Raw genomic sequence first — 25,560 nt, 5'->3', positions numbered from 1 at the left:
CCAGACTCCCCATTAGAAGCCCAGCTCATCAGAGCTGGGCTTTTTGCATTTGGGCGATGTGATGTACTGCTTGAGTCTGCTTAGGATCCCGCCATCGCCGTCTTGCTCTGCGTGCCAGCCGTATACCCCTTCTCCATTGATGTGCTTTAAAAACAACAGTTTTTGTCGTCGCATGGTCTTCTCCAACTTGGTCGTGTTTCCTCTGAAAACGCTAGCAGTGGCTAAGTGGCTGTTACTGGTAGGGGTAAATCGGTGTTCTGTCACCGCTGCCGGTTGGGTTAAGCGATGGTGCTGACTGGATGGCCAGCGGTTGCTGGCTGGCTTGTTGGCACAACAATTCCACGGTTTGCGGAGGCGGCGGTATAATCGCACTCTTTTTTCAAAGCATTTGATAAGCACATGCCCTCGGCTATCGAAATAAAAGCGGTGAGTAAGCGCTATGGCAGCTTGCAAGCTCTGGATGATGTCAGCATCAATGTTGAGCCGGGTGAGTTCTTTGCCTTGCTTGGTCCTAATGGTGCCGGCAAGACAACGTTGATTTCGGCCATGGCGGGCTTGTCGCGCCCTGATAGTGGCAGCATCCGTATCATGGGGCATGATGTGTTCCGTGATTTTCGTGCCGCGCGCATGAGTCTGGGTGTGGTTCCGCAGGAGCTGGTATTTGATCCGTTTCTCTCGGTCCGAGAGACATTGCGTTTTCAGTCTGGTTATTTTGGTCTGACCCGTAACGACGACTGGATTGACGAGTTGTTGTTCAAGCTGGGTTTGGCAGACAAAGCCAATGTCAATCTACGTGCCTTGTCTGGCGGGATGAAGCGCCGTGTCATGGTGGCGCAGGCCCTGGTACACCGCCCGCCGGTGATGGTGCTGGACGAGCCGACGGCGGGGGTGGATGTCGAGTTGCGCCAAAGCTTGTGGTCCTTCGTCAAGGAGCTGAACGAGGTAGGGCATACCATCGTGCTGACCACGCACTATCTGGAAGAGGCGGAAGCCTTGTGCAACCGTATTGCCATGCTCAAGCGCGGCAAGCTGGTTGCCCTGGAAAGTAAGGACAAGCTATTGCAGCACGGCAAGGAGCGTGAGATTTCCTTCAAGCTGGCCGGTCCGTTACCTGAGAGCCTGTCCACCCGCAAGGTGCGGGAGGAGGACGGTAGGGTTGTGTTGCGGCTGGCTGATATCGGCCAGTTGGAGGGGGTGCTGGCGGCCTTGCGTGAAGCGGGTGTAGCCGTGCGGGAGTTGAATGTGGTTGAGATTGATCTGGAGAGCGTATTTGTGAACATGATGCATGGGGGGCGTGCCTGATGCAGGGCTTCCTGACCTTGTTCCGCAAAGAGTTGGTGCGTTTCTGGAAGGTGTCTTTCCAGACTGTGGCCGCACCGGTATTGACGGCACTGATGTACCAGCTGATTTTCTCGCACGTGATGTCACGGCATGTTGAAGCCTATCCCGGTGTCAGCTATACCGCCTTTCTCATTCCTGGCCTGGCGATGATGTCCATGGCGCAGAATGCATTCGCCAACAGTTCATCCAGCCTGATTCAGTCCAAGATTACCGGCAATATTGTGTTTTTGCTGTTGCCGCCGCTGACCGCGCTGGAGTTTTTTGCTGCCTATATGCTGGCTGCGATTGTACGCGGCCTGGCCGTGGGTGCCGGCGTGCTGGTGGTGACCGCCTGGTTTGGCCTCCCTTTGCCCAGCCATCCCTTGTGGGTGCTGTTGTTCGCTATCCTGGGTTGCGGCGTATTGGGCACGCTGGGGGTGATTGCCGGTATTTGGGCAGAAAAATTCGATCAACTTGCTGCGTTCCAGAACTTTTTGATCATGCCGCTGACTTTCCTGTCTGGCGTGTTCTATTCGATTAACAGCCTGCCACCATTCTGGTACGTCGTATCGCATGTCAACCCCGTGTTCTTCATGATCGACGGGTTCCGTTACGGCTTTTTCGGCCAGGCCGACGTCAGCCCATGGCTGTCGCTGGGCGTGGTTGGTGGCAGTTTTATTTTGCTTTCCGGGCTGGCTTTGTGGCTGATCAAATCAGGCTACAAGCTGCGCCATTAGGATCTCTTTTCAGGATGTACATATGATTTCTGCCGAACAGGTCAAACAATACATTGCTGCTGGTATTCAGTGCTCCCACCTCGAAGTGGAGGGCGATGGCCATCATTTCTACGCTACCGTGGTGTCGCAGGATTTTGCCGGCAAGCGGCTGATCGATCGTCACCGCCTGGTAAAAGAAGTGATTGCCACCCGCCTGGCCAGCAACGAAATCCACGCCCTCTCCATCGTCAAGGCTGCTACGCCGGACGAGTGGGAAAAACTCCAAGGCTGATCCTTATATGGATAAATTGAAAATCTGCGGCAACGGTCCGCTAAATGGTGAAATCCGGGTGTCCGGTGCCAAGAATGCGGCGCTGCCGATTCTGTGTACCAGCTTGTTGACCGCTGACACCATGCGCTTTACCAACGTGCCGATGCTGCGTGACATTTCCACCACCCAGAAGCTGCTGCAAGGCATGGGCGTGCGGGTGATGACCGACAATGTGCACGAGATGGAAATTACCGCCGATCATCTGGACAGCCTGGTGGCGCCGTATGATCTGGTGAAAACCATGCGCGCTTCCATTCTGGTGCTGGGGCCAACATTGGCACGCTTTGGCGAAGCCACGGTGTCGCTGCCAGGTGGCTGTGCCATTGGCAGCCGCCCGGTGGATCAGCACATCAAGGGCCTGATCGCCATGGGTGCCGAGGTGGTGATTGAGCACGGCTATGTGAAGGCCAAGGCAAAGCGCCTGCGCGGAGCCCATATCGTGATGGATGTGGTGACCGTGGGCGGTACCGAGAACCTGCTGATGGCTGCGGCCCTGGCTGATGGCACCACCATTCTGGAAAATGCGGCACGCGAGCCGGAGGTGACCGATCTGGCCAATTGCCTGGTTGCCATGGGTGCCCGTATTAGCGGTATTGGCACCAACCGCCTGGTGATCGACGGTGTGGACAAGCTGCATGGCTGTGAATATGCCATCATGCCCGACCGTATCGAAGCTGGTACCTTCCTGGTGGCTGCAGCCATGACGCAAGGTCATCTGATATTGCGTAATGCCGCACCGCGCAGTATGGAGGCGGTGCTGGATAAACTGGTGGAAGCGGGTGCTGTTGTCGAGGCCGGTGATGACTGGATTTCGCTGGACATGAAGCGCCGTCCCAAGGCCATCAGTTTCCGCACCCTGCCTTATCCGGCATTTCCGACGGATATGCAGGCACAGCTGATGACGCTCAACTGCATTGCTGAAGGTGCTGGCGTGGTGACCGAGACCATCTTCGAGAACCGTTTCATGCATGTACCTGAGCTGAACCGCATGGGTGCTCGCATTGAGGTTGAGGGTAATACTGCGGTGGTGCATGGAGTCGAGAAGCTGTCTGGAGCCACGGTGATGGCCACTGACCTGCGCGCTTCCGCCAGCCTGGTGCTGGCAGGGTTGGTGGCGCAGGGTGAAACCATTGTCGACCGTATCTATCACCTGGACCGTGGTTACGAGTACATCGAGAAAAAGCTGGGTGCGGTAGGCGCACAGATCGAACGCATCAGCTAAGACTGCTTCGCAGCGCTGCTGCAAATGACTGTTGTCCAAATAAGGCATCAAATTCGGTTACAACCGGTTTGATGCCTTTTGTTTGATCGCGTCACTGCATGCCTGACGCAATACTGCAGCCGGACTGCCATTGCGAACGGTGATAGGGGAAGTGGACTGGCTGGCGTACTAGGCTTGTACTCCAGCAGGGTATGTTGCTAGCCGGCCCTGGCGAGAGCCTGATTGGCAAGGCGGATACAGCGCTGCCGGTGGAGGTCCGCCCAGTCATGGCGGGGAGTGCGCAGCGACGAAGGGGCTGCGGACTTTAATTTCCCGCTCAGGGGGGCGGTGTTGCCCCGGCATGGGCTGTCGCATCCACACTCCATCCGAGGCTGCTGGTAGGGAAGGCGATGCGGTAAAGCAAGCCGATCTGGCCACTAAAACCGCGCATCACCTGATGGATGTGCAGCAGTAAGGGTAGTTGCCCGTTTCCGGCGGAAACCGGGCAGGCAGCACCTGTGCACTAGCAGCCCATGGGGCGCTTTCAATTGACCGTGCTTAATGCAGTACTTGGATGGTTTCCTGCGGGTGTTCGGCACTGTACTCGGCAATGGCTTCTTCCAGTAGTTCTGGTGTCAGATATTGACCATTGGACACCGCATGGCGCAGACAGCGGGTGAGGTATTCCAAGGCTTGTTGTGGGATTTGGCGCTGTTCCATGATGGGCTCCGTTCAATTAATTTAGTAAATTCTAATATTTATTGCGGGCCGGTGTTTGTGGTAGATCAAGTGCGTGGCGGAAGAATAAAAAAAGCAGCCTTGCGGCTGCGTTGATGTGAATCTGCTGGCGATGCTTACTGCGGTGCAGATGCTGCTGCTGGCGAACTGACCAGATCGTCGATGTTGATGTCTTCGTTTTGGGTAGGGTTGGGCTGTCCCAACTGGCGTGCCCGCAATTGCAGGAAGCCATCGCGCATATAGGTGTAGGGGTCGATGGCTGCAGTAGCGAGGCTATCGTCGAAGTCCAGGTAGCGGGCGCGGGTATTCACACCGTAAACACCATAGAAGGCGATGGCTTCGTTGCTATTGTGATAAACCAGATGCTCCGGCCCATTGATGCCCAGCGATACGCCAAGACCCAGACCATCACGTACCGTGCTGGGGCCGAAGAAAGGCAAAACCAGATAGTTGCTGCTCTTCCAGCCCCAGTGAGCAAAGGTATCACCCAGTGAGGTCTTGTTGTTTTTCAGACCGGCTGGCGTCGCAATATCAATCAGACCAAACAGGCCGAAGGTGCTGTTGAGCGCAACCCGCATGATGTCGTTGAGTGCCTTTTCGGGCTCGGCTTGCAGCAGGTTGTTGGCCGCGCTGTAGACATCTTTGAAGTTGTCAAAGAAGTTACCAACAGCGGTGCGGAACGGCCCTGGCGTGATGGCGTGGTAGCCCTCGGCGGCCGGCTTGATCACCCAGCGGTCTGCCTTGTCATTAAAGGAAAACATCGAGCGGTTGAATGACTCGTAGGGATCCAGTGGTGAGCTTGGGTGGGTGTTGGCGCAGCCGGCCAGCAGCAGGCTGGCTGCCACCAGGCCAGCGCGCAGGGTTAGTCGCGTGCCAGTCATGATTCAGTCTCCTTGCGGGCCGACAAGCAGCGCGCGCAGTGCGTACAGTTCAACAAGGTCGGATAGTCTGGCTGGCCAGTTCTGCAACAGTAGCGGCTGGCCAGCTTGTTCTGCGGCGCGGCGGCAGGCCAGCAGCAGGGCAACCGCCGAGGAGTCCGCCTCGCTGATGCCGGACAGGTCCAGCTGCAGCGGGGCGCGGGCGACCCGCGCAGTCAGCGTGGCCAGCAGCTTGCCGCTGCTGTGCATGTCCAGCTTGCCGGTCAGACGGCCTTGCCCTGCGGCGGTTTCCTCAAACATGGTGATGTTCCCGGCTTACTTGGCTGCCGGCAAGGCGGCGTTCTTGTCCTGCAGCATCTTGATCAGACCATCGACGCCGCTCTTGTTGATTTCCTGGCTGAACTGGTTGCGATATACCGTAACCAGGCTGGCGCCTTCCACGCTGACGTTGAACACCTTCCAGCCTTGCGGGGTTTTGTACAGGGTGTAGTCAACGGCAACCGGGCCCTTGTCATTGCCAGGCAGGCTGACAGAGGACTTCACCGTGGCTTCGCGACCGCTATTGCCCATGGTGGCATTGGGCTGGATGTCGATCTGCGCATTCTTAAAGCGGGTCATGGTGGTGGAGTAGGTGCGCACCAGCAAGGTCTGGAACTGCTGGGACAGGGCGCTCTGCTGGGCTTGATTGGCCTGGCGCCAGCCCAGGCCAACGGCCAGCGCGGTCATACGCTGGAAGTCGAACTGGGGAATGGCCAGGGCTTCAACTTGCTGGCGCACCTGCTTGGTATTCTTGCCGTTTTCCTGTTTCAGGACGTCCATGATCTGGCGCGAGGTTTCGCGAACTTGCTCAACCGGATTGTCGGTGGCAGCCAGGCTGTGGGCACTCAGGCCCAGCAGGACAAGAAGGGATGCAATCAGTTTTTTCATGGTATTTGTCATTCTTGATGAGTTGTGCACAAGGACTATCGTTATTGCGCGGCGGAGGCGCTGCTCTTGTTGTTGCCGCCACTGAAGCTGGTCATGAACTTGCCGATCAGCTGTTCCAGCACCAGGGCGGAGGAAGTCAGCGTGATGTGCTCGCCGGCTTTCAGCTCGTCCGGGTCACCGCCCTGCAGCAGGCCGATGTACTGTTCACCCAGCAGGCCTGCAGTAAGGATTTCGGCGCTGGCGTCACGGCTGAAGGTGTACTGCTTTTCCAGATTCAGGGTGACGCGTGCGCGGTAGGTCTTGGTATCCAGCTGGATGGCTGCTACACGGCCCACGACTACACCGGCTTCCTTGATGGGTGCTTTTACCTTCAGGCCGCCGATATTGTCGAAATCAGCATACAGGGTGTAGGTCTGATCGGCGCTTTGCGGCGTGAGGTTGGCCACTTTCAGTGACAGAAATACGACGGCAGCAATGCCGATTGCCACAAACAGGCCGACCCACAAATCAATAGTAGAGCGTTTCATTCCCTATTTCCTAGAACATGAAGGCGGTAAGGACGAAGTCCACCGCCAGGATTACCAGCGCCGAGGTCACCACTGTGCGCGTGGTGGCGGCAGATACGCCAGCCGCAGTGGGCGTGGCATCGTAACCTTCGAAAACGGCGATCAGGGTGACGGCAATGCCAAAGCACAAGCTTTTGATCAGGCCGTTCACCACGTCGTAATGCAGATCGACGTTATTTTGCATCTGCGACCAGAAGGTGCCGGAATCAAGGCCTATCATCACCACGCCAATCAGGTAGCCGCCAAAGATGCCCATTACATTGAACATGGCAGCCAGGATGGGCATGGAAATCACGCCAGCCCAGAAGCGCGGCGCGACCACGCGGGCGATGGGGTTGACTGCCATCACGCTCATGGCGTCCAGCTGTTCGGTGGCCTTCATCAGGCCGATTTCCGCCGTCATGGCGCTGCCGGCGCGGCTGGAGAACAGCAGCGCGGCCAGTACCGGGCCCAGTTCGCGCAGCAGTGATAATGCCACCAGCGCGCCCAGCGCATCGGCAGAGCCAAAGCGCGACAGGGTGTTGTAACCCTGCAAACCCAGCACCATGCCGACAAACAGCCCGGACACCACCACGATGATGACCGACATCACGCCAGCGAAGTAGATTTCGCGGATGGTGAGGTTGAAGCGCAGCAGGCTCTGGCCGGAATAGCGCAGGATGGCCAGCAGGAAGCGGGTGATGAAGCCCAGCCGCCAGATGGCATTGATGGTGCTGTGGCCCAGGCGGCGCAGCGGCGACAGCAGCAGTTCAGTCATGCTGGCTTCCTTTCAGGCCCAGGTCCTGCTGCAGCGTGCTGCTGGCAGGATAGGCAAAATGCACCGGACCATCAGCCTCGCCCCACATGAACTGGTGCACCCAGGGCGAGGACGAGGAGCGGATATCTTCTGGCGTGCCATCGGCAACGATGGCGCCATTGGAGACGAAATAGACGTAGTCGACGATGTCCAGCGATTTGTGCACGTCGTGGGTCACCATGATGGAGGTGGTGCCTAGTGCATCGTTCAGTTTTTTGATCAGGTGGGCGATGACGCCCAGCGAGATCGGGTCCAGGCCGGTAAATGGTTCGTCATACAGCATCAGCTGCGGATCAAGGGCAATGGCGCGGGCCAGTGCCACCCGGCGTGCCATGCCGCCGGATAGCTCGGCCGGCATCAGTGCCTGGGTGCCGCGCAGGCCCACCGCAGAGAGCTTCATGATCACCAGATCATGAATCATGCTGTCTGGCAGGCGGGTGTGTTCGCGGATGGGGAAGGCAACATTGTCCTCGACCGATAGGTCGGTAAACAGCGCACCAAACTGGAAGAGCATGCCCATGCGGCGGCGATGTTCGAACAGTTCGGCATGGTTCATGCCGGCAAGATCACGGCCATCCACCAGCACCTGGCCGGAGCCCGGGCGGATCTGGCCGGAGATCAGGCGCAGCATGGTTGTCTTGCCGCTGCCGCTGCCCCCCATGATGGCGACCAGCTTGCCGCGCGGAATGACGAGGCTGATGTTGTTCAGGATGCTGCGCTCGCCGTAGGCGAAGCTGACATTCCTGAATTCGATGAAATGGTCTGAAGACACGGATTTTCCGGATAAAAAACACGGTGAAGTTACAGCCCGGTTTGGGCATGAAACAGCTGGATTTTATAGATTTGTCTGCCGCTCGCCAAATATTGAAGGTTTCGGCATGTAACGATGGTGCCTGCCGTGGAGGGCGTCTGGCAAGTATTGTATCTATTAGTTTTTAAACAAGTTTGAAGTCGGGCTGAAAAATCAGTGGCCATATTATTTCATTGGCATGGTTGCGGAGCAAGCGCGCTGTTGTCATCAAGCTATTGTTGCTTGGCGGGTGGCGCATGCAAAAGACCCGGCGTGGCCGGGTCTGGTGTGCAAGGCCAGTGGCAAAGCACTGGCCGGGGTGTGAGGCTTACACGCCGCGCAGCAGATCATTAATGCTGGTCTTGCTGCGGGTTTGCGCATCCACCTTCTTGACAATGACGGCGCAGTACAGGCTGTGGCTGCCATCCTTGGACGGCAGGTTGCCCGATACCACCACCGAGCCCGGCGGAATGCGGCCATAAGTGACTTCGCCGGTTTCACGGTCGTAGATCTTGGTGGATTGGCCAATGTACACGCCCATGGAGATGACCGAGCCTTCACCCACGATCACGCCTTCCACCACTTCAGAGCGTGCGCCGATGAAGCAGTTGTCTTCAATGATGGTAGGGCCGGCTTGCAGCGGTTCCAGCACGCCGCCAATGCCCACGCCGCCGGACAGATGCACGTTTTTGCCGATCTGGGCGCAGGAGCCGACGGTGGCCCAGGTGTCCACCATGGTGCCTTCGTCCACATAGGCACCGATGTTGACGTAGGACGGCATCAGCACGGTGTTCTTGGCAATGAAGCTGCCCTTGCGTGCCACGGCACCCGGCACCACACGGAAACCGGCTTCCTTGAAGTGGGCTTCGCTCCAGTCGTGGAACTTGGTGTCCACCTTGTCAAAGTAGCGGCTGACGCCATCGTCCTGCACCACGTTGTCGCGGATGCGGAAGGACAGCAGCACGGCTTTTTTCACCCACTGGTTAACCACCCAGTCACCGTCCACTTTTTCGGCCACGCGCAGGTGGCCGTTGTCCAGTTCCGTGATGACCTGGCCAATGGCGGCTTTCAGTTCGGCGGAGACGGTGGCAGGGGTGATGTCGGCGCGTTTTTCGAAGGCTTCTTCGATCAGAGCTTGAATCGGATGCATGTGATGGAGTCCTTTGGCAATGTGAATGGAAACAGTCATAGCTGGTGGATGTCGCTTATATGGTTGTTGTCTTGACGAAACGCACGATGCGTTCGGCGGCAGCCTGACATTCTGCCAGTGTCGCGACCAGAGCGATACGGATATAGCCGCTGCCCGGATTCACGCCATGTGCCGTGCGTGCCAGGAAGGAGCCTGGCAACACGGTGATGTGTTCTTGTTCGAACAGCGCACGGGCAAAACCGGTGTCATCGCCACCGGGGACCTTGGCCCACAGGTAGAAGCTGGCATCCGGCAAAGCCACATCCAGCACCTCGGCCAGTACGGGGGTGACGGCCTGGAATTTGGCGATATACGCGGCGCAGTTTGCCTCGACATGGGCTTCGTCGTTCCAGGCAGCCACGCTGGCGGCCTGGATGGTGGGGCTCATGGCACCGCCCTGATAAGTGCGGTACAGCATGAACTGGGCCAGCAGTGCGGCATCGCCAGCGACAAAGCCGGAACGCATGCCCGGCGCATTGGAGCGCTTGGACAGGCTGGTGAACATCACCAGGCGGTCAAAGTTGCGCCCCAGCTTGCTGGCGGCTTCCAGTCCGCCCAGCGGCGGCTGGCCGAAGTGGATTTCCGAATAGCATTCATCGCTGGCAATAACAAAGCCGTAGCGGTCGGACAGCGCGAACAGGTTTTTCCAGTCGTCCAGCGACATCACCGCACCGGTGGGATTGCCCGGGCTGCAGACGAATACCAGCTGGGTACGCGCCCATACGCTTTCCGGCACGCTGGCCCAGTCGGGCTGAAAGCCCGTGCTGGAGGTACAGTTGACATAAAAGGGCTCAGCACCTGCCAACAGTGCTGCACCTTCATAAATCTGGTAAAACGGGTTGGGTGAAATCACCACCGGCTTTTCAGCCTGCTGGCTGTTAACCACGGTCTGCACAAAGGCAAACAGGGCTTCTCGGCTGCCATTGACGGGCAGCACTTCTTTTTCGGCATCCAGTTGCAAGCCGTAGCGGCGTTGCATCCAGTTGGCGCAGGACTGGCGTAGCTCCACGCTGCCCAATGTGGCCGGGTAAACCGACAGGCCGCCCAGCGAGTCGACCAGCGCTTGCTTGATGACTTCTGGCGTCGGGTGTTTCGGCTCGCCGATCGACAGATTGATGTGCGGCTTGTCGGCAGGAACAGCACCGGCCATCAACTGGCGCAAACGCTGGAAGGGATAGGGTTGCAGGCTTTCCAGGTGGGGATTCACGCTTGGTTCTCTCTGTTGCAGTGGGGGCTGGCCGGCTATGCTGGCCGCCGCTGATCCGGTTTGGCGGACTGTAGTGCAGTGCCGCAGAATCGCCCATCTTAAGAAATCGTGATGCCTCTTGTAAAACAAAAGCTTCTTGCCATTGTTGCCGTCGTTACCACAGCGCTGGTGTGGGGGCTGATGTGGTACCCGTTTCGCGTGCTCAGCCAGCAGGGGGTCAGCACGGCACATACCTCATTGCTGGTCTACCTGCTGGCCGCCTTGCTCGGTGGCGTGCTGTTCTTTGACGTCTACCGTCGCCAGCTGCGCTGGCATCCGGTGCTGCCCTTGTTGGCCCTGCTGTTTGGCTGGTGCAATTTCAGCTACACCTGGGCGGTGTCCGAGGGCATGGTGATGCGGGTATTGCTGCTGTTTTACCTGTCACCACTGTGGACTGCCTTATTTTCGCGCTTGCTGCTGCATGAGCGCCTGACGCGCAGCGGCTGGCTGGTGGTGGTGCTGTCGCTGGCCGGCTGCATGATCATCCTGTATCGTCCCGGACTGCTGGATGGCGCTGCGCTGCTCAGCCAGCGTTATGAATGGTTGGCGCTGTCCGGTGGCATCAGCTTTGCCTTGGGCAATGTGCTGAGCAAGCGGGCACACAATCTGCCGGTGCCGGTGAAGTCCGCCACCATCTGGGTGGGCGTGGCGTTGATGGGGCTGGTGGCATTGGCTGCGCGCCAGCAACTGGGCAGCGTGCTGGATGTGTCGTGGACGGCCGCGCTGATACTGGCCTTGCTGGGCGTCACCTTGCTGGCCACCAGCATTATCTCCCAGCATGGCGTCAGCCTGCTGCCGGCCAGCCAGACCATGACGCTGATGCTGCTGGAGCTGGTATTTGCCGCCATCTCGGCCTATCTGCTGGCAGGAGAGGCCATGAGCGTACAGGAATGGCTGGGCGCGGCGCTGATTGGTGGTGCCAGTCTGTTGTCCGGCAAGATGACGCAGCCTGTGGCTGCAAGGGAGAGCATGTGAATATCCGACCAATGCAGGCAGAAGACTTCGCTGCGTTCTGGCCAACGTTCCAGGCCATCATCCAGGCGCAGGAAAGCTACGCCTATGATCCGCAACTGAATCAGGATCAAGCGCGTGACTTGTGGTGTGCACTACCACAGGAAACCTGGCTGGTCGAGGAGGATGGCGTGCTGCTGGGCAGTTACTTTATCAAGCCGAATGCGGCCGGGCCGGGCGGCCATGTGTGCAATTGCGGCTATATGGTGGCCTCGGCAGCGCGTGGCAAGGGGGTGGCCGCCGCCCTGTGTGCACATTCGCAGCAGCGCGGGCGTGCACTGGGTTTTCTGGCCATGCAGTTCAATGCGGTGGTGGCCAGCAATACCGTGGCAGTAGCCTTGTGGAAAAAACTGGGTTTTGTCGAAGTGGGGCGCGTGCCGGGTGCTTACCGGCACCGCAGCCTGGGCCTGGTCGATTGTTTGATCATGCACAAGTGGCTGCAAGCACCGGAAACTGCCAGGCCATTGACAGCATCGGCCCCGTTGATTGCCCGCAAGAATATTGAAGCCGTGGTATCCCGCAAACGCAAGAAAACCTGATGGCTCAGTAATGCGGCGGTATGTCGTCGCGCAGGGAGCCGCCGCTGTTGCCACTATCAGGCTGGGCGGCCTTGAATTGCTGATACACCAGGCGCAGTTGCTGTTGCAGCAAGTCGATTTGCTGTTGCTGGCGGGCAATGGTGCTGTTGAGGCTGTCGAGCAGGTCATCCTGGAAGGCGATTTTCACTTCCAGTTCATTCAGGCGGTCTTCGGTATTCATCCGTGCATTCTACCTTGCTTGGCATGGTGGCGATGTGCCTGAACATGTTTTGTGTGAATGGGAATAAGAATTCCAGTTTTTATTATTATCTGGAATGTAATGGTCCGGCTACGATGGCTCCATGGTCCCGCCGCAGTGCGGCATTTAAGGAGAATGGACATGGACGCCTTGCTGATTGGCGGCGACAGCCTGGGACAGATTCCCGATGTGCTGGCGCTATATGATATCCGGATTGCCCGCCATATTACCGGCCGCAACACCTTGCACCAGCGTAAGCTGCCCTTGCCCAAGAACACCCAGATGCTGATTCTGCTAACCGATTTTCTTGGTCACAATGCCATGCGGCATTATCGCGATACGGCAGCGGCCCATGGTATTCCCGTACTGGCATGCCGCCGTTCCGCCACGGCAGTGGCCGAGCGGTTGCGCCACGATGGCTGGCAAGCGCAGGGCTAAGAGGACTCAGTTGCGTGCCGGCTGTACGCTGAAGGTTTCGATATGCTCCAGCTGTATGATTTCACGCGACAGGTCCACCACATTGATCAGATGATGCTTGTTCAGTGCCGACACCAGGAAATTCCATTCGGTGGCATCCTTGCTCACTTTCAGCGCAATGCTTTCCTCATGCACGATGACACCGAGTGCACGCAGGTCTGTGCATAACTGCTGCACAGTCCAGTGGTGTTCCTGCTTGGCCACCAGTGTGACAAACAGGCTGAAGCGTCGTGGTAGCCGGTCTTCCATCCAGTTCAGTACCCGCATGCACAGAATGCACAGCAGGGTGACGGCGATGGCGGACAGATAAAAGCCCACGCCCACCAGGATACCGATCACCGAGGACATCCACACCGACGCGGCTGAGGTGAGCCCGCTGATGGACATGCCTTCCTTCATGATCATGCCGGCCCCCAGAAAGCCCACGCCGGTCAGCACGCCCTGGGCAACACGGGTCATGTCGCCATGCATGATGTCGGCGTGCGCACCGCCATACCAGAAACCCGAATAGCCGATCATGCTGATGACGCCGGTGGCGGCCATCGAGACCAGGCCATAGGTACGCATGCCGGCTGCGCGGCCATTGGACCAGCGTTCATAGCCGACCAGGCAGCCCAGCAGCAGGCCGCCCAGCAGATTGCAGGTAATCAGCAGATTGACTTCCCATTTCTGAGCTGACCAATACTGGTCTAGCAGTTGGGCAAACGTGGTGCTCATGGCGTGCTTTCTTGTAGGGGTTTCTGCTGGCCGTACTGTCAGGCTATGCCTGGGATGGTCCGATGGCAAGCCGGTCTGCGCCAGCTTCTGCTCGGCTCAGGATGTGCTGTGTGCCGGGCGCAGCGCCTTGATGATGTAAAGATCAAAACGGGTGGATTTGCCATCCAGTACGGCCGATGGCTTGACGCCCTCGATGGGGGCGCCCAGGCGTGGCCGCTTTACCACCACGCGCACCTTGGCGGCGGCAATGGCGGCTTCCAGCAGGCGGGCGCTGTCCATATCATCGCCAATCACCTGCTGGAAGGCTTGCATGTCTTTCTTGGCTGCTGCACTTTTCTTGTCGGTATCCGGAAACATGGGATCGACAAACACCACTTCTGGCCGGTCTTGGTCGTCAAGCTGTGCCAGCCAGTCAGCCGAATTGGCGTGTACCAGCTGCATGCGGGATGCGATGTCGGCGGTTTCCGGCGCACGGGCGGCACGCTCCAGCGCATCGAACAGCAGGGCGGCAGCTACCGGCGAGCGCTCCACCATGGTGACCTGGCAGCCCAGGCTGGCCAGCACGAAACTGTCCCGGCCAAGGCCTGCGGTGGCATCGACAATGTGTGGCAGGTCCTTGGAACCCTTCAGGCCCACGGCCTTGGCCACCGGCTGGCCACGGCCCCCGCCCTGTTCCCGGCGGTGGCGTGCCGCACCTTCGACAAATTCGGCATACACCGCCCCGTGCTTGCCGGTGGTGACCAGCTCCAGCCGCTCTGCGCCCAGCTCCAGCCAGTAGCCTGAATCGGGCCGGCACGCTAACAGGGGCAGGTTAAAACGGCTGGCGAGCAGGGCGGCCTGGTCGCGGCGGGCGCTTTCGCTACAGAACAGTGGAGTGGGCTGGATCGGGTCGGTTGGCATCATGCCGGCACGATACGGGATGTATGGCAGTGCGGCAAGCTGCCTGTCCTAGTCGACATTGTCGTGCGCAGCTGCAGCGGGCATAAGAAGCGGATGTTGAAACTTGCCCTGTTTGTGGCTGGCATTGTGTGCTGCGCCTTTCTCTCTGCCCTCCCGTCGCTGTGGAACCTGGCCGGTTTGAGTCTGCTGATGCTGCTGGTTTCCCGCTTGGCCGCACCGCGTCCGGCATGGCTGGCGGGTGTGCTGTTTGCCTTCCTGCTGGGGCTGACCTATGCCGATGCCCGTGCGCAATGGCGGCAGGCACAAGCATTGCCCGAGTCACTGTGGCAGCAGCCACTGACCTTGCAAGGCGTGGTGCGTGGTTTGCCGGTATCCGGGACGTATGGAATACGCATGCAGTTTGAAGTTGAGCAGGTGCTGACGCCGGGTGCGCAACTGCCGGAGCGGGTACAACTGCATGTCTTTGCCCGCAAGGGCGAGGCCGCCAGCAATGTGGCCTGGCATGCTGGTGAGCGCTGGAGGCTGACGGCGCGTTTTCGGCCAGCACAGTCCACCGCCAATCCCCATGGTTTTGATGCCGAGCAGTGGCAGTGGTCGGAAGGCGTGCTGGCCAGTGGTGCGGTAATGCCCGGCGCACAGCGGCTGGGTGATGCCACGGATGTAATGGCGTGGGTGGATCGCTTGCGCGCAAGACTGGTGTTGCGTATCGACAGCGTGCTGGGGCCGCAGCGTGCTGCCGGACTGGTGGCTGGCTTGACCGTGGGAGCCTAGTGAACAGAATTACATGACATAACATGGCCATGGTGGCCGGGATGGTGGCGGCAATGGTGGCCTGGCTGCTGCGACGCTGGCCGGTCAACTTTTTGCACCCGCGTATTCTGATTGTGCTGTCCGGGGTGTTGGCCGCTGCCGCGTATGCCGTACTGGCCGGCTTTTCCGTGCCCACCCAGCGAACGCTCTACATGCTGTGCTGCATGGCATTGATGCTGCTGTGGCGGCGCAGCTGGAGCGGCTTGCATATTTGGTGGCTGGCCTTGGCCCTTGTCTTGCTGATTGATCCGTTTGCCGTGCTGGCTCCCGGTCTGTGGCTGTCGTTTGGTCTGGTGGCCGCCCTGATGTTGTCTTCACTGGGGCGACGGCGTCCTGCCGGGAAAGTGCAGCAGGCATTGCTGGGGCAATGGGCAGCTACGGTGGCGTCCCTGTTGCCGCTGTTCGCCATGTTCGGCAGTTTCCCGCTGGTGTCACCGCTGGCCAATGCACTGGGTATTCCCTTTGTCTCTGTGTTGCTGACCCCTGCCAGTCTGCTGGCGGTGGCCATACCCTGGGACCTGCCCTTGCAATGGGCCGGCTGGCTGGCGGAGTGGTTTTACCGTGGCGTGGACTGGCTGGCGCAGCTGCCGGTGTGGCAGACGGCGGCATTGCCATGGCCGCTGTTGTTGCTGGGCGGGGTAGCGAGTGTCTGGCTGCTGGCACCAGGCGGCATGCCGGGGCGCTGGCTGGGCGGCAGTCTGCTGCTGCCGGTATTGTTCTATCAGCCAGCGGCCCCTGAGCCTGGTACCGCACGCATCCGCTTGCTGGATGTAGGCCAAGGCTTGGCCGTGCTGATTCAGACTCATCAGCATGCCTTGCTGTTTGATACCGGTGCCGCAGCGGGGGAGCGCTGGGTATTGCCGCAATTGCGCGGTTTTGGCATCCGCCAGTTGGATGTGCTGCTGTTATCGCACAATGATAAGGATCACGACGCCGCCACGGCTGATATTGCTGCCGCCATGCCGCTGCGGCGTGTGTTGGCCGGGCAGGTGGCCACGCTGGCGCAATATGGTTTGACCGGAGAGATTTGCCAGCGGGGGCAAAGCTGGGTGTGGGATGGTGTGCGCTTTGATGTGCTGTGGCCTGAGACCGGTGCGTCACTGCCGGATGACAACAGCCACAGCTGTGTGTTGCGGGTGGCCAGTTGGCAGCATGCCATCCTGATCAGTGGTGATGCCCCGCGTGCAGTTGAGGAGCAACTGGTGGCCGATTATGGCGGGCAGCTGCGCAGCACGGTGCTGGTGGTGGGGCATCACGGCAGTAAAACATCTAGCTCACCGCTGTGGCTGGAGACCGTGGCACCGCAGTGGTCGGTATTGAGCGTGGGGTTTCTCAACCGGTACCGTCATCCACAGCCGCGCGTGCTGGAGGCCTTGCAGGCACAAGGCGGGGTGCTGCGTACCGATATGGACGGCTTGATCAGTGTGGAGATGGGGATGGAACTGTCCTTTGCTTGCTACCGGATTCAGGCTGCGCGCTACTGGCGCAGCCCTGGCCGCTGCGGGAAGGTTGCCGATTAAGGCGTATGCAGCACGCTGGCGACAACCTGGTTGCCATTGCCCTGATATTCCACGTTGTCAAAAGACAGTTTGCGGGCAATCAGAATGCCACGGCCATGACTGGCCAGTAGCGAGGCCGCCGGGCAGTCCTGGTAGTTCTGCCAATCAAAACCAGCCCCCATGTCCTGGATGGTAAAGCGGCAGCAACTGGCGTCGCGGGAAAAGAAAATGCTGACTTCGCGTTGCCCCAGTACCGGGTCGTGCTGGCGGCGCTCCAGCTCTACTTCCCAGCCGCCTTCGGATTGCAGCCTGGTTTTTTCGGCGTAGCTGATGCCCAGGTTGCCATGTTCGATGGCATTGACCATCAGCTCAAACAGGCCAGTGGCTACTTTCTCCGGCTGGGTGCAGGTGCGGGCGAGCAGGGCGGTGACGGTCTGGGCTTCTTTCAGGGTGCGCAGGCGGAATTCTGCCTGCTGCAGATGGGCTAGTGCATCCAGGTGCTGCTTGGCCAGTTCGCGAAATGCCTGATGCCGGTCCCAGTGGCTTTGGGCGGCCTTGACCACCGCTAGCAACATGTCGCGCGAGAAGGGCTTGGTCAGATAGTAAAAGGCGCCGGCTTCCATGCCTTGCTGCACGCTGGAAGGGGAGCCGATGGCCGTTTGCAGGATGACGGGCAGGAAGTTGAGTTCCTGCGTGCTCTTGATGCGCTTGAGTACATCAAAGCCATTCAGGCCCGGCATCATCTTGTCGAGCAGCACCATGGACAGCGTGCTGCCTTGCTCCTGCAGGATCTGCCACGCTTTTTCGCCATTGTCGGCGCACACGGTTTCATAGCCCGCTGTTTCCAGCAGCTCGGTCATCAGCTCCAGATTGAAGGGCTCGTCGTCAACGAGTAAAAGACGGTGGGGCATAGGCTTCCTCGTTTGGCGTGTGATTGTCGTGCTGGCGTGGCAGCAGGGCCGTGAATACGGCACCGCGCGGGCTCAGGTTTTCGGCAAAAATGACGCCATGATGTGCCAGGATGATTTCGCGGCAGATGGCCAGGCCCAGGCCGGTGCCACCCGCGCCGGTCTTGGTGGCGCTGCTCTGGATGAACTTGTCGAAGATGGTTTCGATTTCATCCGCCGGAATACCCGGGCCGGCGTCTTCCACACATAGCATGATCTGCTCTTGCTGCTGGCTGTCCTGCTGCAGGCGGGCGGTGACGCGAATAATGTCGCCATCCGGACTGAACTTGATGGCATTGGACAGCAGGTTGCGCACCACTTGGCCCAGTCGGAAGGGGTCGATGTCTGCGGTCAGCTTTTCCGGCGTGCTGTACAGATAGATCCTGATATTGCGGTTGCCTGCCAGCGGGGTCATTTCATCGCAGGCTTCGCGCAGGCACTGGGTCAGATCGTAATGGCCGAAATGGTAGTCCATCTTGCCCACTTCCATCTTGGCCAGGTCCAGCAGGTCGTTCAGCAACTGCAGCAGGCGGTTGCCACTGCTGTGGATGCGCTGGAAGTACTGTGCCAGCTTGTCATCCTGCAACTGGCGCGAGCGCGCTTCGCCAATTTCGGTAAAGCCCAGGATGGCATGCATCGGCGTGCGCAGTTCGTGCGACATATTGGCCAGGAATTCGGTCTTGGCCCGGCTGTTTTCCTCGGCCAGGGTTTTGGCCTGGCGTAGCGCGTCTTCCATTTCGCGCTGGGCGGAAAAGTCCTGGTACAGCCAGATGGTACCCAGCTTGGGTACGGATGGATTTACCGCCCGGCCAAACATGCGGCACCAGATGACCTTGCCGGAGCCGGTACGTAGCTTCACTTCGGATTGCACCACCTTACCGTCGTTGAGCAGGTTGTACAGTGCGCGTCCGGTGCGCTCCCATTGCTCCTGGCTTTCGAAATAGGGCAGGGTGGTCTGGCCGATGACTTCGTCTTCCTTGCGTTCAAACAAATCAAGGAAAGCACCGTTCACCCGGCGCAGGTGGCGGTCGACAATATAGGCCATGGCCATGGGGCTGGCTTCCAGCAGGGCGGCCAGCTGCCGGCTTTGTACTTCAACTTGTTCTGCCAGGCTGTTTTTCAGCCGGATCAGCGCGGCTTCCTGCTCCTTGCGCAGGCTGATGTCACGGCATACGGCCACATAGAAGGAGTCGTCCGGCACTTCAACCCGGCTTAGCGACAGTTCCACCGGCATCTGCCGGTTGTCGCTGCATAGCAGATGGGCCTCGAAGGGGCGGCCTTCTCGGGCGGCGGCAATCGCTTCAAAGCTGATGCTGGGGTTGAGGCTGTAGAGTTCGGTCAGCAGCGAACCGACCGGCAGATGCTCGATGGATTCAGCGCTCTGGCCAATCAGTCGGGCGGCTGCCGGATTGACATGGGTGATCAGGCCGTTGCGGTTGATCAGGATGATGGCGTCCGAGCTGGCTTGCAAAATAGCACGCTGGCGGGCTTCACTTTCTGCCAGTGCCTGCTCGGAATACGTGCGATCGTTGATCTGTTCGCGCAGCGTGCGGTTGTTCAGTTCCAGCTGCTGGTGTTGGCGGCGCAGCAGAATGCGCAATTCCCGGTTATGGGTAATCTGCCGCTGCTGCAGAATCAGCAGCAGGCACATGATGATGGCTGAGACGGCAAGAATGCCGTAGCCCTGCATGCTGAGTGCCGGCTGGTCTTCTTCCAGCGGGTAGGCACCAAACAGCAGGTCATAGCCGCCGATATGGCGACGCGTGGTCAGTAATGGGTTGCCTGATGGCAAGGCCTGTGCGGGCAGCGAGTCGAGGCTGGGGTGGTCCGGTGCCTCCTGATTCCAAACCACCAGGCGCACATGCTGTAGCGGATTAGGCTGATCGGGGTTGTTCTGGCTGCTTTGCAGCAGCAGATCGCTGCGCAGATTGACCAGCAGCATGTGGCCGTCATCACCGAGATTGGCCATGATGTCGAGTCGCGGCGTGGCACCCGGCGTCAGGGTGTTAAACATCAGCATGGGCTGATTGCGGTTGCGCGCCTGGTCCATCTTGCGTCTGGCGTTGTCCAGGCTACCCAGATCCATCCCTTGCGGCAGCGCGTTGCCGTCATCCGGCAGATAACTTTCCACGGGGTAGTACATCGGCTGCTGTGGGCTGGGTACCAGGTGGCGATCCTTGAGCGTGCGGATGCTGTTGGCGATGTTGGCCTCGAATTCGGCGCGCTGGTTCGGACCAATGCGCCGTACGATGCCGATGCCGCCAAAGCGGCTCTCTTCTTTCAGGACCGTGGGTGCCAGTTCGCTCAGATTGGGCGGGGTGCCCGTGCTATGCCGCTGCCTAACCAGGCTTTGTGCCAGCAGGTCGGTACGATCGAGCATTTCCTGCAACCGGGTGGCCAGCAGCTCCGTCCCCAGCTCCCCCCAATGCTGCAGCTTTTCCTGTTCGCGTACCTGATCATTGTCCAGCAGCAGCGCATATTCAGCCGACAGCAGGGCAATGGTCAGGAGTGCTCCCAGCAGCAGGGAAGTGAGACGATTCAGACTCGACATGATTTCCTGCCGGCATCAGGCCAGCGTGTGGTACAGGGCGGTAAACTCAAGCGATAGCTTGTGCTTGGGGTCCAGATACACCATCGGCTTTGCCACATCGTGCGATTCACGAATCTTTACCGACGCCGACAGCGGCGGATCCAGTACCGGCAGGCCTTCGGCGCGCAATTCGGCCACTAGGCGTACCGGCAGGCTGGCGCGCGGCTGAAATTGGTTGACCACGATGCCTTCTACCTGCAGTGCAGGATTATGATCGGCACGGATTTCCTCAACGCTGGCCATCAGGTTGTACAAGGCTTGGCGCGAAAAGGCATCGCAATCAAACGGAATCAGGCAGCGGTCCGCTGCGATCAGGGCCGAGCGGGTAAAAAAGTTGAGCGCTGGCGGGGTGTCGATCCAGATCTCGTCAAACTCCCCAGCTACCTGGTCCAGTGCCTCTTTCAGTTTGAACATCTTGTAGCGGCTTTCCAGCTTCACCATCAGCTCGCTCAGCTCTGGATGCGATGCCAGCAACTGCAGCGCATCAAACGGCGTGGCACTGACAAAGTCCGGCAGCTCCTTGCTGTACATGCTGATATTCAGCATCTGGCCAAAAAAGCCAGCGGCAGATTTTTCCGCATCGTGCGCGGTTGCCCCGGTCAGGTAGTGGCTGGCATTGCCCTGGGCATCCAGGTCAATCAACAACACTTTTTTGCCCTGTCGGGCGGCCACGGCAGCCAGATTGGCGGTAATGGTGGACTTGCCGACCCCACCTTTCTGATTGAACACCACACGGCGGATGGCGTGCATGGAATCTCCCTTTGGCGACACTATATATACATGCTGATGGGTGGAGCCGGCTGGAAAGCCTGGCAAGGCTGGCATGTCGCAGCGGCATCCGAATATATCAGAAGCCGGCCAGGCCCTTGCACACGTATTGCATCTGCTGATAACTGGCTGAGTTTTGAGTTACTGGCATGGCTTTTATCTGACTGTCATTGTAAGTGTAACTGGCAATCTGGCGACCATTTTCGTCAAACAACACCATGCTGGTCAGGCGGAACGTGCGTGCAGAGCAGTCGATCAGCCAACTGTTGATAGAAATCTTGTGCCGTGGAGTGGACAGGAAGTTTTCTTTCTTCACATTGAAGATGGTTTTGCGATCGCGAAAGGTCACCACACTGCCTTGCGGCTTGATCGACAGCTTGTCCAGTTCGTTCAGGATATTGCCATTGGGTGATACGCCCAGGTTTTCCCAGTCGGCATTGGCCTGTGACGGTAGAGGGACAGGCAACGGTTTTGGTCTGGGGGATGAAGTCTGAGTAGGGACGGTGGTGCAGGCGGCCAGCAGGCTGCCGCAGGCTGCCAGGGCGAGCAGACGATAAAACATGCTTGATCTCCGGTGTAATGCGCACAGTTTCGCATAGGCGGCAGCATGGAGGAAATCATGCTGGCACGCATGGCAAGTGCGGCGGATCGCCGCCAGGGTGAGATTGCTTGCCGTGTGCGTGGTGTGCGCGCCTGGATTGACGCTATTTTCATGTGAAAGTTTAAGAATTGTCTTTAAGTAAAAAGGAACTTTCAATATTTACCGGCGGTCTCTCTTGTACGAGAGCATCTTTCTCTTCGTTTCACATTGTCTCCATCCAAACTTGATGCCGCCCATTTGGGGCGGCTTTTTTTTGTGCAGAGGCGCTTTGCCGTACAATAGCCCCCTTCCCATGACTTCACACAGGTTGTCGGCCTTGTCCTGACCGGAACATCCGGCGCGGGCTTGGTGCTTACCCCGCATGCAGGACGCACTCACCTTACTTGGCAATATCTTTGGTTACCCGGCTTTTCGCGGTCAGCAGGAGCAGATCGTGCAGCACATCGTCGACGGCGGCCATGCGCTGGTGTTGATGCCCACCGGCGGCGGCAAAAGCCTGTGCTACCAGATTCCTGCGCTGATGCGACCGGGAGTGACCATCGTCGTTTCGCCGCTGATTGCGCTGATGCAGGATCAGGTGGCTGCGCTTACCGAAGTGGGTGTTGCGGCGGCCTGTCTGAACTCTGCCACCGCACCAGAGGAGGCGCGGGATATTGCCCGGCGTGCCCGCGATGGCTCCTTGAAGTTGCTGTATGTGGCGCCGGAGCGCTTGCTGACGCCGCGCTTTCTTGATTTCCTGGCGCAACTGGACATTGCCCTGTTTGCCATCGATGAAGCGCATTGCGTCAGTCAGTGGGGGCATGACTTCCGCCCGGAATACCAGCAGCTGGGCATGCTGGCCGATCACTACCCCCAGGTGCCGCGCATTGCGCTCACCGCTACTGCCGATCCGCAAACCCGCGAAGACATCCTGCATTACCTCAAGCTGTCCGACGCGCGGGTATTCCTGTCCAGCTTCGACCGGCCCAATCTGTTTTATCAGGTAGTGGAAAAGCACAACGCCAAAAAACAGCTGCTGGACTTTATCAATAATGAATATCCCGGTGCTTCGGGCATTGTGTACTGCCTGTCGCGCAAGCGGGTGGAAGAAACCGCCGAGTGGCTCAGCCAGAACGGCATTCCGGCCTTGCCCTATCACGCCGGTCTCAGTCATGAAGTGCGTGAGCGGCACCAGCGCGAGTTTCTGCGCGAAGAGGGCATCGTCATGGCGGCTACTGTGGCCTTTGGCATGGGCATCGACAAGCCGGATGTGCGTTTTGTCGCCCATATCGATCTGCCCAAGAGTCCGGAGAATTTCTATCAGGAATCGGGCCGGGCTGGACGAGACGGCCTGCCCGCATCCAGCTGGCTGTGTTACGGGCTGAACGACATGGTGCAGCTCAACCAGATGATTCAGGGCTCGGAAATGGCCGAGCTGCAAAAACAGGTAGAGCTGTCCAAGCTGGATGCCATGCTGGCCTTTTGTGAAACCGCCAGCTGCCGCCGTCAGCAAATCCTCAGCCACTTTGGCGAAGCCAGCCAGCCCTGCGGCCATTGCGACAATTGCCTGAATCCGCCAATCACCTTTGATGCCACCGTGCCGGTACAGAAGCTGCTGTCTTGTATCTATAGAGTGGAGCAGCGTTTTGCCGCCAATCATGTGGTGGATGTGCTGCTGGGGCGCAGCAACCAGTCGGTGCTCAGTTTCGGTCATGACAAGCTCAGCACCTTTGGCATCGGGCGCGATTACAATCAGCGCGCCTGGCGCTCGCTCATTCGCCAGCTCGTTGCCCGCAAGATCCTGCAGGTGGACATCGCCCGAGGCCAGTCGCTGGTGTTGACCGATGCCTGCCGCGCCCTGCTCAAGGGGCAGGAAAAAATCTACCTGCGCCCGCTGGCGGAAGACAGCAAGGCGCGCAGCGTCAATACTGACCGCTGGCTGCGTACCGAACGTGAGGAGCGCCTGTGGCAGGCCCTGCGCCGCTGGCGCCGCCAGACCGCAGACGAGCACAATGTGCCAGCCTATGCGGTATTTTCCGATCGCACCTTGCGCGACATCGTCGAGCGTCGGCCGCAAAGCCTGCGCGAACTGGGCAAGGTATACGGCCTGGGCGAACTGAAGCTGGCACGCTATGGCGATGCATTGCAACAAATCCTCGATAGCCAGCAGGACTGATTCCGTTACAATCTAGCCACACAACATACAAGCAACAGGCACGTGTCAGCGTGCCGGCATGGAGAATTCATCATGGCAGTCAACCTGACCCCGGTTAGCGCCGATCAACTGGCCATCATTGATGGCATCGAACTGAGCGTGGCAGAAGCCGGCATCAAAAAAGCCAACCGCAAGGATGTGCTGGTCGTCCGCATCGACAAGGGCAATACCGTTGCCGGCGTGTTCACGCAAAACCGCTTCTGCGCCGCCCCGGTGCAAATCAGCAAGAATCATCTGGATGCCGGTGTGCAAATCCGCGCACTGGTGGTGAATACTGGCAACGCCAATGCCGGTACCGGAGAAGATGGTCGTCAGCGTGCATTGTCCGTATGTCAGGCGCTGGCAGGCGAACTGGATTGCGCCGTTGAACAGATTCTGCCCTTCTCCACGGGCGTCATCCTGGAGCCGCTGCCAGCGGACAAAATCATCCAGGCACTGCCGACCCGTCGCCCGGCCAACTGGGCCGAGGCTGCCGAAGCCATCATGACCACCGACACCGCGCCCAAGGCCACCAGCCGCACGCTCGATATCGACGGTGCCAAGGTCAGCATCACCGGCATCGCCAAGGGTGCCGGCATGATTCACCCCAATATGGCCACCATGCTGGGCTTTGTCGCTACCGATGCGCCGGTAACCCGTCCGGTACTGGAGCAACTGGTCAAGGAAGTGGCCGACCTGTCCTTTAACTGCATCTCGGTCGACGGTGATACCTCCACCAACGACAGCTTCATCCTAGTATCCACCGGCAAGAGCGCTGCACCGCGTATCGACTCGGTCAATCACCCGGCCTACGCCATCCTCAAAGCCGCCTTGGTGGATGTTGCCACCGAGCTGGCCCAAGCCATCATCCGCGATGGCGAGGGTGCTACCAAATTCATCAGCGTCAAGGTAGAAGGCGGCCGTTCGGTTGCCGAGTGTAAGGACGTGGCTTACGCCATCGCCCGCTCGCCGCTGGTCAAGACTGCCTTCTTCGCCTCCGACCCGAATCTGGGTCGTCTGCTATGTGCCATCGGCTACGCTGGTATCAGCGATATGGATGTCGATCGCCTCTCCTTGTATCTGGATGATGTACTGGTAGCCTGCAACGGTGGTCGCAATCCGGAATACAAAGAAGAAGACGGCCAGCGCGTGATGAGTCAGAGCGAAATCACCGTACGTGTAGTGCTGGGGCGTGGCGCTGCCCAGGCCACGGTCTGGACCTGCGACTTCTCTTATGATTATGTAAAAATCAATGCCGACTACCGTAGCTGATACAGCTATACGGTAGTCCTTGGTACAAAAAGCCCGGCCCAGCCGGGCTTTTTGCTGCCTGTGTGCCTGGTTAGGCCGGTTTTTTGCACCAGCCAGCCCCTTTTTCAGCCCAGACGCAAACCGCCTTTGACCAGATAGCGCGCCACTGCAGCCAGATCGTAATAAAACCCGCATTTCATAAAGCATTACCGCTCAGTGACTTAGCGTGTGGTGGGCCGGAATTTCAGCAAATCGTGCAGTTTTTCTCGCACAAAGTGTTGACGAGGGGGGGGTGGGGCGGTATAGTTCGCCTCCTCAGCAGACAACGCAGCGACGGAAAC

The 25,560-nt window shown here is 59.0% G+C and carries 28 protein-coding genes; 11 read left to right on the top strand and 17 right to left on the bottom strand.

Annotated features, from left to right (window positions below; all coding sequences use genetic code 11):
* Positions 1-12 precede the first annotated feature (12 nt).
* Positions 13-174 (bottom strand): hypothetical protein, encoded by a 162-nt coding sequence (locus ACODR9_RS23000; protein ID WP_488812763.1) that lies wholly within the window; start codon positions 172-174, stop codon positions 13-15.
* A 225-nt stretch (positions 175-399) separates the two neighbouring features.
* On the opposite strand from ACODR9_RS23000, the gene ACODR9_RS22995 reads away from it, so the two are divergent.
* The 4 genes from ACODR9_RS22995 to murA are packed head-to-tail and all read left to right on the top strand — an operon-like array spanning position 400 to position 3,589.
* A complete protein-coding gene (locus ACODR9_RS22995; protein ID WP_488812761.1) occupies positions 400-1,302 on the top strand; it encodes an ABC transporter ATP-binding protein in 903 nt (300 codons plus the stop codon).
* Positions 1,302-2,057 carry an ABC transporter permease gene (locus tag ACODR9_RS22990; protein WP_488812759.1) on the top strand — a complete coding sequence of 252 codons (756 nt, stop codon included), beginning with the start codon at positions 1,302-1,304 and terminating at the stop codon, positions 2,055-2,057. The genes ACODR9_RS22995 and ACODR9_RS22990 overlap by 1 nt, the downstream gene beginning before the upstream one ends.
* 22 nt (positions 2,058-2,079) lie before the next feature.
* Positions 2,080-2,328 (top strand): BolA family protein, encoded by a 249-nt coding sequence (locus tag ACODR9_RS22985; protein ID WP_488812757.1) that lies wholly within the window; start codon positions 2,080-2,082, stop codon positions 2,326-2,328.
* Between the two features lie 7 nt (positions 2,329-2,335).
* The gene (gene murA / locus ACODR9_RS22980; protein ID WP_488812755.1) at positions 2,336-3,589 is read left to right on the top strand and encodes a UDP-N-acetylglucosamine 1-carboxyvinyltransferase; all 1,254 of its coding nucleotides are present in this window, start codon (positions 2,336-2,338) and stop codon (positions 3,587-3,589) included.
* A gap of 537 nt (positions 3,590-4,126) precedes the next feature.
* On the opposite strand, the gene ACODR9_RS22975 is transcribed toward murA, so the two are convergent.
* From ACODR9_RS22975 to dapC, 9 genes are all read right to left on the bottom strand, one after another.
* Positions 4,127-4,288: a hypothetical protein gene (locus tag ACODR9_RS22975; protein ID WP_488812753.1), complete on the bottom strand. Its 162-nt coding sequence runs from the start codon at positions 4,286-4,288 to the stop codon at positions 4,127-4,129.
* A 134-nt stretch (positions 4,289-4,422) separates the two neighbouring features.
* Positions 4,423-5,187: an MlaA family lipoprotein gene (locus ACODR9_RS22970; protein ID WP_488812751.1), complete on the bottom strand. Its 765-nt coding sequence runs from the start codon at positions 5,185-5,187 to the stop codon at positions 4,423-4,425.
* Positions 5,188-5,190: 3 nt separating this feature from the next.
* Entirely contained in the window at positions 5,191-5,484 is a 294-nt protein-coding gene (locus tag ACODR9_RS22965; protein ID WP_488812749.1) for an STAS domain-containing protein, read from the bottom strand.
* A gap of 15 nt (positions 5,485-5,499) precedes the next feature.
* Positions 5,500-6,111 carry an MlaC/ttg2D family ABC transporter substrate-binding protein gene (locus ACODR9_RS22960; RefSeq protein ID WP_488812747.1) on the bottom strand — a complete coding sequence of 204 codons (612 nt, stop codon included), beginning with the start codon at positions 6,109-6,111 and terminating at the stop codon, positions 5,500-5,502.
* A gap of 41 nt (positions 6,112-6,152) precedes the next feature.
* A complete protein-coding gene (gene mlaD, locus ACODR9_RS22955) occupies positions 6,153-6,638 on the bottom strand; it encodes an outer membrane lipid asymmetry maintenance protein MlaD (RefSeq protein ID WP_159879784.1) in 486 nt (161 codons plus the stop codon).
* Positions 6,639-6,648: 10 nt separating this feature from the next.
* Positions 6,649-7,434: a lipid asymmetry maintenance ABC transporter permease subunit MlaE gene (mlaE, locus tag ACODR9_RS22950; protein WP_178971283.1), complete on the bottom strand. Its 786-nt coding sequence runs from the start codon at positions 7,432-7,434 to the stop codon at positions 6,649-6,651.
* On the bottom strand, positions 7,427-8,245 hold the full coding sequence (locus ACODR9_RS22945) for an ABC transporter ATP-binding protein (protein WP_488812745.1): 819 nt from the start codon (positions 8,243-8,245) through the stop codon (positions 7,427-7,429). The genes mlaE and ACODR9_RS22945 overlap by 8 nt, the downstream gene beginning before the upstream one ends.
* A gap of 346 nt (positions 8,246-8,591) precedes the next feature.
* Positions 8,592-9,413: a 2,3,4,5-tetrahydropyridine-2,6-dicarboxylate N-succinyltransferase gene (gene dapD, locus ACODR9_RS22940; protein WP_488812743.1), complete on the bottom strand. Its 822-nt coding sequence runs from the start codon at positions 9,411-9,413 to the stop codon at positions 8,592-8,594.
* A 55-nt stretch (positions 9,414-9,468) separates the two neighbouring features.
* Complete coding sequence (dapC, locus tag ACODR9_RS22935; RefSeq protein ID WP_488812741.1) at positions 9,469-10,659, bottom strand: succinyldiaminopimelate transaminase; 1,191 nt, start codon at positions 10,657-10,659, stop codon at positions 9,469-9,471.
* Positions 10,660-10,770: 111 nt separating this feature from the next.
* On the opposite strand from dapC, the gene ACODR9_RS22930 reads away from it, so the two are divergent.
* The gene (locus tag ACODR9_RS22930) at positions 10,771-11,673 is read left to right on the top strand and encodes a DMT family transporter (RefSeq protein ID WP_488812739.1); all 903 of its coding nucleotides are present in this window, start codon (positions 10,771-10,773) and stop codon (positions 11,671-11,673) included.
* Positions 11,670-12,248 carry a GNAT family N-acetyltransferase gene (locus tag ACODR9_RS22925; protein WP_488812737.1) on the top strand — a complete coding sequence of 193 codons (579 nt, stop codon included), beginning with the start codon at positions 11,670-11,672 and terminating at the stop codon, positions 12,246-12,248. The genes ACODR9_RS22930 and ACODR9_RS22925 overlap by 4 nt, the downstream gene beginning before the upstream one ends.
* Before the next feature lie 4 nt (positions 12,249-12,252).
* On the opposite strand, the gene ACODR9_RS22920 is transcribed toward ACODR9_RS22925, so the two are convergent.
* Positions 12,253-12,468 (bottom strand): SlyX family protein, encoded by a 216-nt coding sequence (locus ACODR9_RS22920; protein WP_488812735.1) that lies wholly within the window; start codon positions 12,466-12,468, stop codon positions 12,253-12,255.
* A 159-nt stretch (positions 12,469-12,627) separates the two neighbouring features.
* Between ACODR9_RS22920 and ACODR9_RS22915 the strand changes: the two genes are divergently transcribed.
* Positions 12,628-12,924 (top strand): DUF2325 domain-containing protein, encoded by a 297-nt coding sequence (locus ACODR9_RS22915; RefSeq protein WP_488812733.1) that lies wholly within the window; start codon positions 12,628-12,630, stop codon positions 12,922-12,924.
* Between the two features lie 6 nt (positions 12,925-12,930).
* On the opposite strand, the gene ACODR9_RS22910 is transcribed toward ACODR9_RS22915, so the two are convergent.
* On the bottom strand, positions 12,931-13,680 hold the full coding sequence (locus ACODR9_RS22910; protein WP_488812731.1) for an MgtC/SapB family protein: 750 nt from the start codon (positions 13,678-13,680) through the stop codon (positions 12,931-12,933).
* Positions 13,681-13,776: 96 nt separating this feature from the next.
* Positions 13,777-14,565, bottom strand: coding sequence for a class I SAM-dependent methyltransferase (locus tag ACODR9_RS22905; RefSeq protein ID WP_488812765.1), 789 nt, complete (start codon positions 14,563-14,565; stop codon positions 13,777-13,779).
* Positions 14,566-14,673: 108 nt separating this feature from the next.
* Here ACODR9_RS22905 and ACODR9_RS22900 point away from each other — a divergent pair, with 108 nt between their 5' ends.
* Both ACODR9_RS22900 and ACODR9_RS22895 read left to right on the top strand, forming a co-directional pair.
* Entirely contained in the window at positions 14,674-15,351 is a 678-nt protein-coding gene (locus tag ACODR9_RS22900; protein WP_488812730.1) for a ComEC/Rec2 family competence protein, read from the top strand.
* A gap of 23 nt (positions 15,352-15,374) precedes the next feature.
* Positions 15,375-16,910, top strand: a complete 1,536-nt coding sequence (locus ACODR9_RS22895; protein WP_488812728.1) for a DNA internalization-related competence protein ComEC/Rec2 — start codon at positions 15,375-15,377, stop codon at positions 16,908-16,910.
* Here ACODR9_RS22895 and ACODR9_RS22890 read toward each other — a convergent pair.
* From ACODR9_RS22890 to ACODR9_RS22875, 4 genes are all read right to left on the bottom strand, one after another.
* A complete protein-coding gene (locus ACODR9_RS22890; protein ID WP_488812726.1) occupies positions 16,907-17,800 on the bottom strand; it encodes a response regulator in 894 nt (297 codons plus the stop codon). The genes ACODR9_RS22895 and ACODR9_RS22890 overlap by 4 nt on opposite strands.
* Positions 17,775-20,387, bottom strand: a complete 2,613-nt coding sequence (locus ACODR9_RS22885; protein ID WP_488812724.1) for a sensor histidine kinase — start codon at positions 20,385-20,387, stop codon at positions 17,775-17,777. Before ACODR9_RS22885 ends, ACODR9_RS22890 begins: the two co-directional genes overlap by 26 nt.
* Before the next feature lie 15 nt (positions 20,388-20,402).
* Positions 20,403-21,176 carry a ParA family protein gene (locus ACODR9_RS22880; protein ID WP_488812722.1) on the bottom strand — a complete coding sequence of 258 codons (774 nt, stop codon included), beginning with the start codon at positions 21,174-21,176 and terminating at the stop codon, positions 20,403-20,405.
* 97 nt (positions 21,177-21,273) lie between these two features.
* Positions 21,274-21,756 (bottom strand): surface-adhesin E family protein, encoded by a 483-nt coding sequence (locus ACODR9_RS22875; protein ID WP_488812720.1) that lies wholly within the window; start codon positions 21,754-21,756, stop codon positions 21,274-21,276.
* A 400-nt stretch (positions 21,757-22,156) separates the two neighbouring features.
* On the opposite strand from ACODR9_RS22875, the gene recQ reads away from it, so the two are divergent.
* Positions 22,157-23,950, top strand: a complete 1,794-nt coding sequence (gene recQ / locus ACODR9_RS22870; RefSeq protein WP_488812718.1) for a DNA helicase RecQ — start codon at positions 22,157-22,159, stop codon at positions 23,948-23,950.
* 72 nt (positions 23,951-24,022) lie between these two features.
* Entirely contained in the window at positions 24,023-25,240 is a 1,218-nt protein-coding gene (gene argJ / locus ACODR9_RS22865; protein ID WP_488812716.1) for a bifunctional glutamate N-acetyltransferase/amino-acid acetyltransferase ArgJ, read from the top strand.
* Positions 25,241-25,560: the final 320 nt, after the last annotated feature.

Source organism: Aquitalea sp. FG25 (assembly GCF_057809375.1).
The sequence above is the reverse complement of the archived record's forward strand: the minus strand, read 5'-3'. Positions and strand labels throughout refer to the sequence as shown.

What these genes read in the sequence shown, in the direction of transcription:
- ACODR9_RS22920 (WP_488812735.1), bottom strand. Translation starts at nt 12,468, where the DNA reads ATGAATACCGAAGACCGCCTGAATGAACTGGAAGTGAAAATCGCCTTC.
- mlaD (WP_159879784.1), bottom strand. Translation starts at nt 6,638, where the DNA reads ATGAAACGCTCTACTATTGATTTGTGGGTCGGCCTGTTTGTGGCAATC.
- recQ (WP_488812718.1), top strand. Translation starts at nt 22,157, where the DNA reads ATGCAGGACGCACTCACCTTACTTGGCAATATCTTTGGTTACCCGGCT.
- ACODR9_RS22915 (WP_488812733.1), top strand. Translation starts at nt 12,628, where the DNA reads ATGGACGCCTTGCTGATTGGCGGCGACAGCCTGGGACAGATTCCCGAT.
- ACODR9_RS22885 (WP_488812724.1), bottom strand. Translation starts at nt 20,387, where the DNA reads ATGTCGAGTCTGAATCGTCTCACTTCCCTGCTGCTGGGAGCACTCCTG.
- ACODR9_RS22910 (WP_488812731.1), bottom strand. Translation starts at nt 13,680, where the DNA reads ATGAGCACCACGTTTGCCCAACTGCTAGACCAGTATTGGTCAGCTCAG.
- ACODR9_RS22890 (WP_488812726.1), bottom strand. Translation starts at nt 17,800, where the DNA reads ATGCCCCACCGTCTTTTACTCGTTGACGACGAGCCCTTCAATCTGGAG.
- ACODR9_RS22930 (WP_488812739.1), top strand. Translation starts at nt 10,771, where the DNA reads ATGCCTCTTGTAAAACAAAAGCTTCTTGCCATTGTTGCCGTCGTTACC.
- ACODR9_RS22960 (WP_488812747.1), bottom strand. Translation starts at nt 6,111, where the DNA reads ATGAAAAAACTGATTGCATCCCTTCTTGTCCTGCTGGGCCTGAGTGCC.
- ACODR9_RS22895 (WP_488812728.1), top strand. Translation starts at nt 15,375, where the DNA reads ATGGCCATGGTGGCCGGGATGGTGGCGGCAATGGTGGCCTGGCTGCTG.
- murA (WP_488812755.1), top strand. Translation starts at nt 2,336, where the DNA reads ATGGATAAATTGAAAATCTGCGGCAACGGTCCGCTAAATGGTGAAATC.
- ACODR9_RS22900 (WP_488812730.1), top strand. Translation starts at nt 14,674, where the DNA reads ATGTTGAAACTTGCCCTGTTTGTGGCTGGCATTGTGTGCTGCGCCTTT.
- ACODR9_RS22975 (WP_488812753.1), bottom strand. Translation starts at nt 4,288, where the DNA reads ATGGAACAGCGCCAAATCCCACAACAAGCCTTGGAATACCTCACCCGC.
- ACODR9_RS22880 (WP_488812722.1), bottom strand. Translation starts at nt 21,176, where the DNA reads ATGCACGCCATCCGCCGTGTGGTGTTCAATCAGAAAGGTGGGGTCGGC.
- ACODR9_RS22995 (WP_488812761.1), top strand. Translation starts at nt 400, where the DNA reads ATGCCCTCGGCTATCGAAATAAAAGCGGTGAGTAAGCGCTATGGCAGC.
- ACODR9_RS23000 (WP_488812763.1), bottom strand. Translation starts at nt 174, where the DNA reads ATGCGACGACAAAAACTGTTGTTTTTAAAGCACATCAATGGAGAAGGG.
- dapD (WP_488812743.1), bottom strand. Translation starts at nt 9,413, where the DNA reads ATGCATCCGATTCAAGCTCTGATCGAAGAAGCCTTCGAAAAACGCGCC.
- ACODR9_RS22875 (WP_488812720.1), bottom strand. Translation starts at nt 21,756, where the DNA reads ATGTTTTATCGTCTGCTCGCCCTGGCAGCCTGCGGCAGCCTGCTGGCC.
- ACODR9_RS22970 (WP_488812751.1), bottom strand. Translation starts at nt 5,187, where the DNA reads ATGACTGGCACGCGACTAACCCTGCGCGCTGGCCTGGTGGCAGCCAGC.
- argJ (WP_488812716.1), top strand. Translation starts at nt 24,023, where the DNA reads ATGGCAGTCAACCTGACCCCGGTTAGCGCCGATCAACTGGCCATCATT.
- ACODR9_RS22985 (WP_488812757.1), top strand. Translation starts at nt 2,080, where the DNA reads ATGATTTCTGCCGAACAGGTCAAACAATACATTGCTGCTGGTATTCAG.
- ACODR9_RS22965 (WP_488812749.1), bottom strand. Translation starts at nt 5,484, where the DNA reads ATGTTTGAGGAAACCGCCGCAGGGCAAGGCCGTCTGACCGGCAAGCTG.
- mlaE (WP_178971283.1), bottom strand. Translation starts at nt 7,434, where the DNA reads ATGACTGAACTGCTGCTGTCGCCGCTGCGCCGCCTGGGCCACAGCACC.
- ACODR9_RS22990 (WP_488812759.1), top strand. Translation starts at nt 1,302, where the DNA reads ATGCAGGGCTTCCTGACCTTGTTCCGCAAAGAGTTGGTGCGTTTCTGG.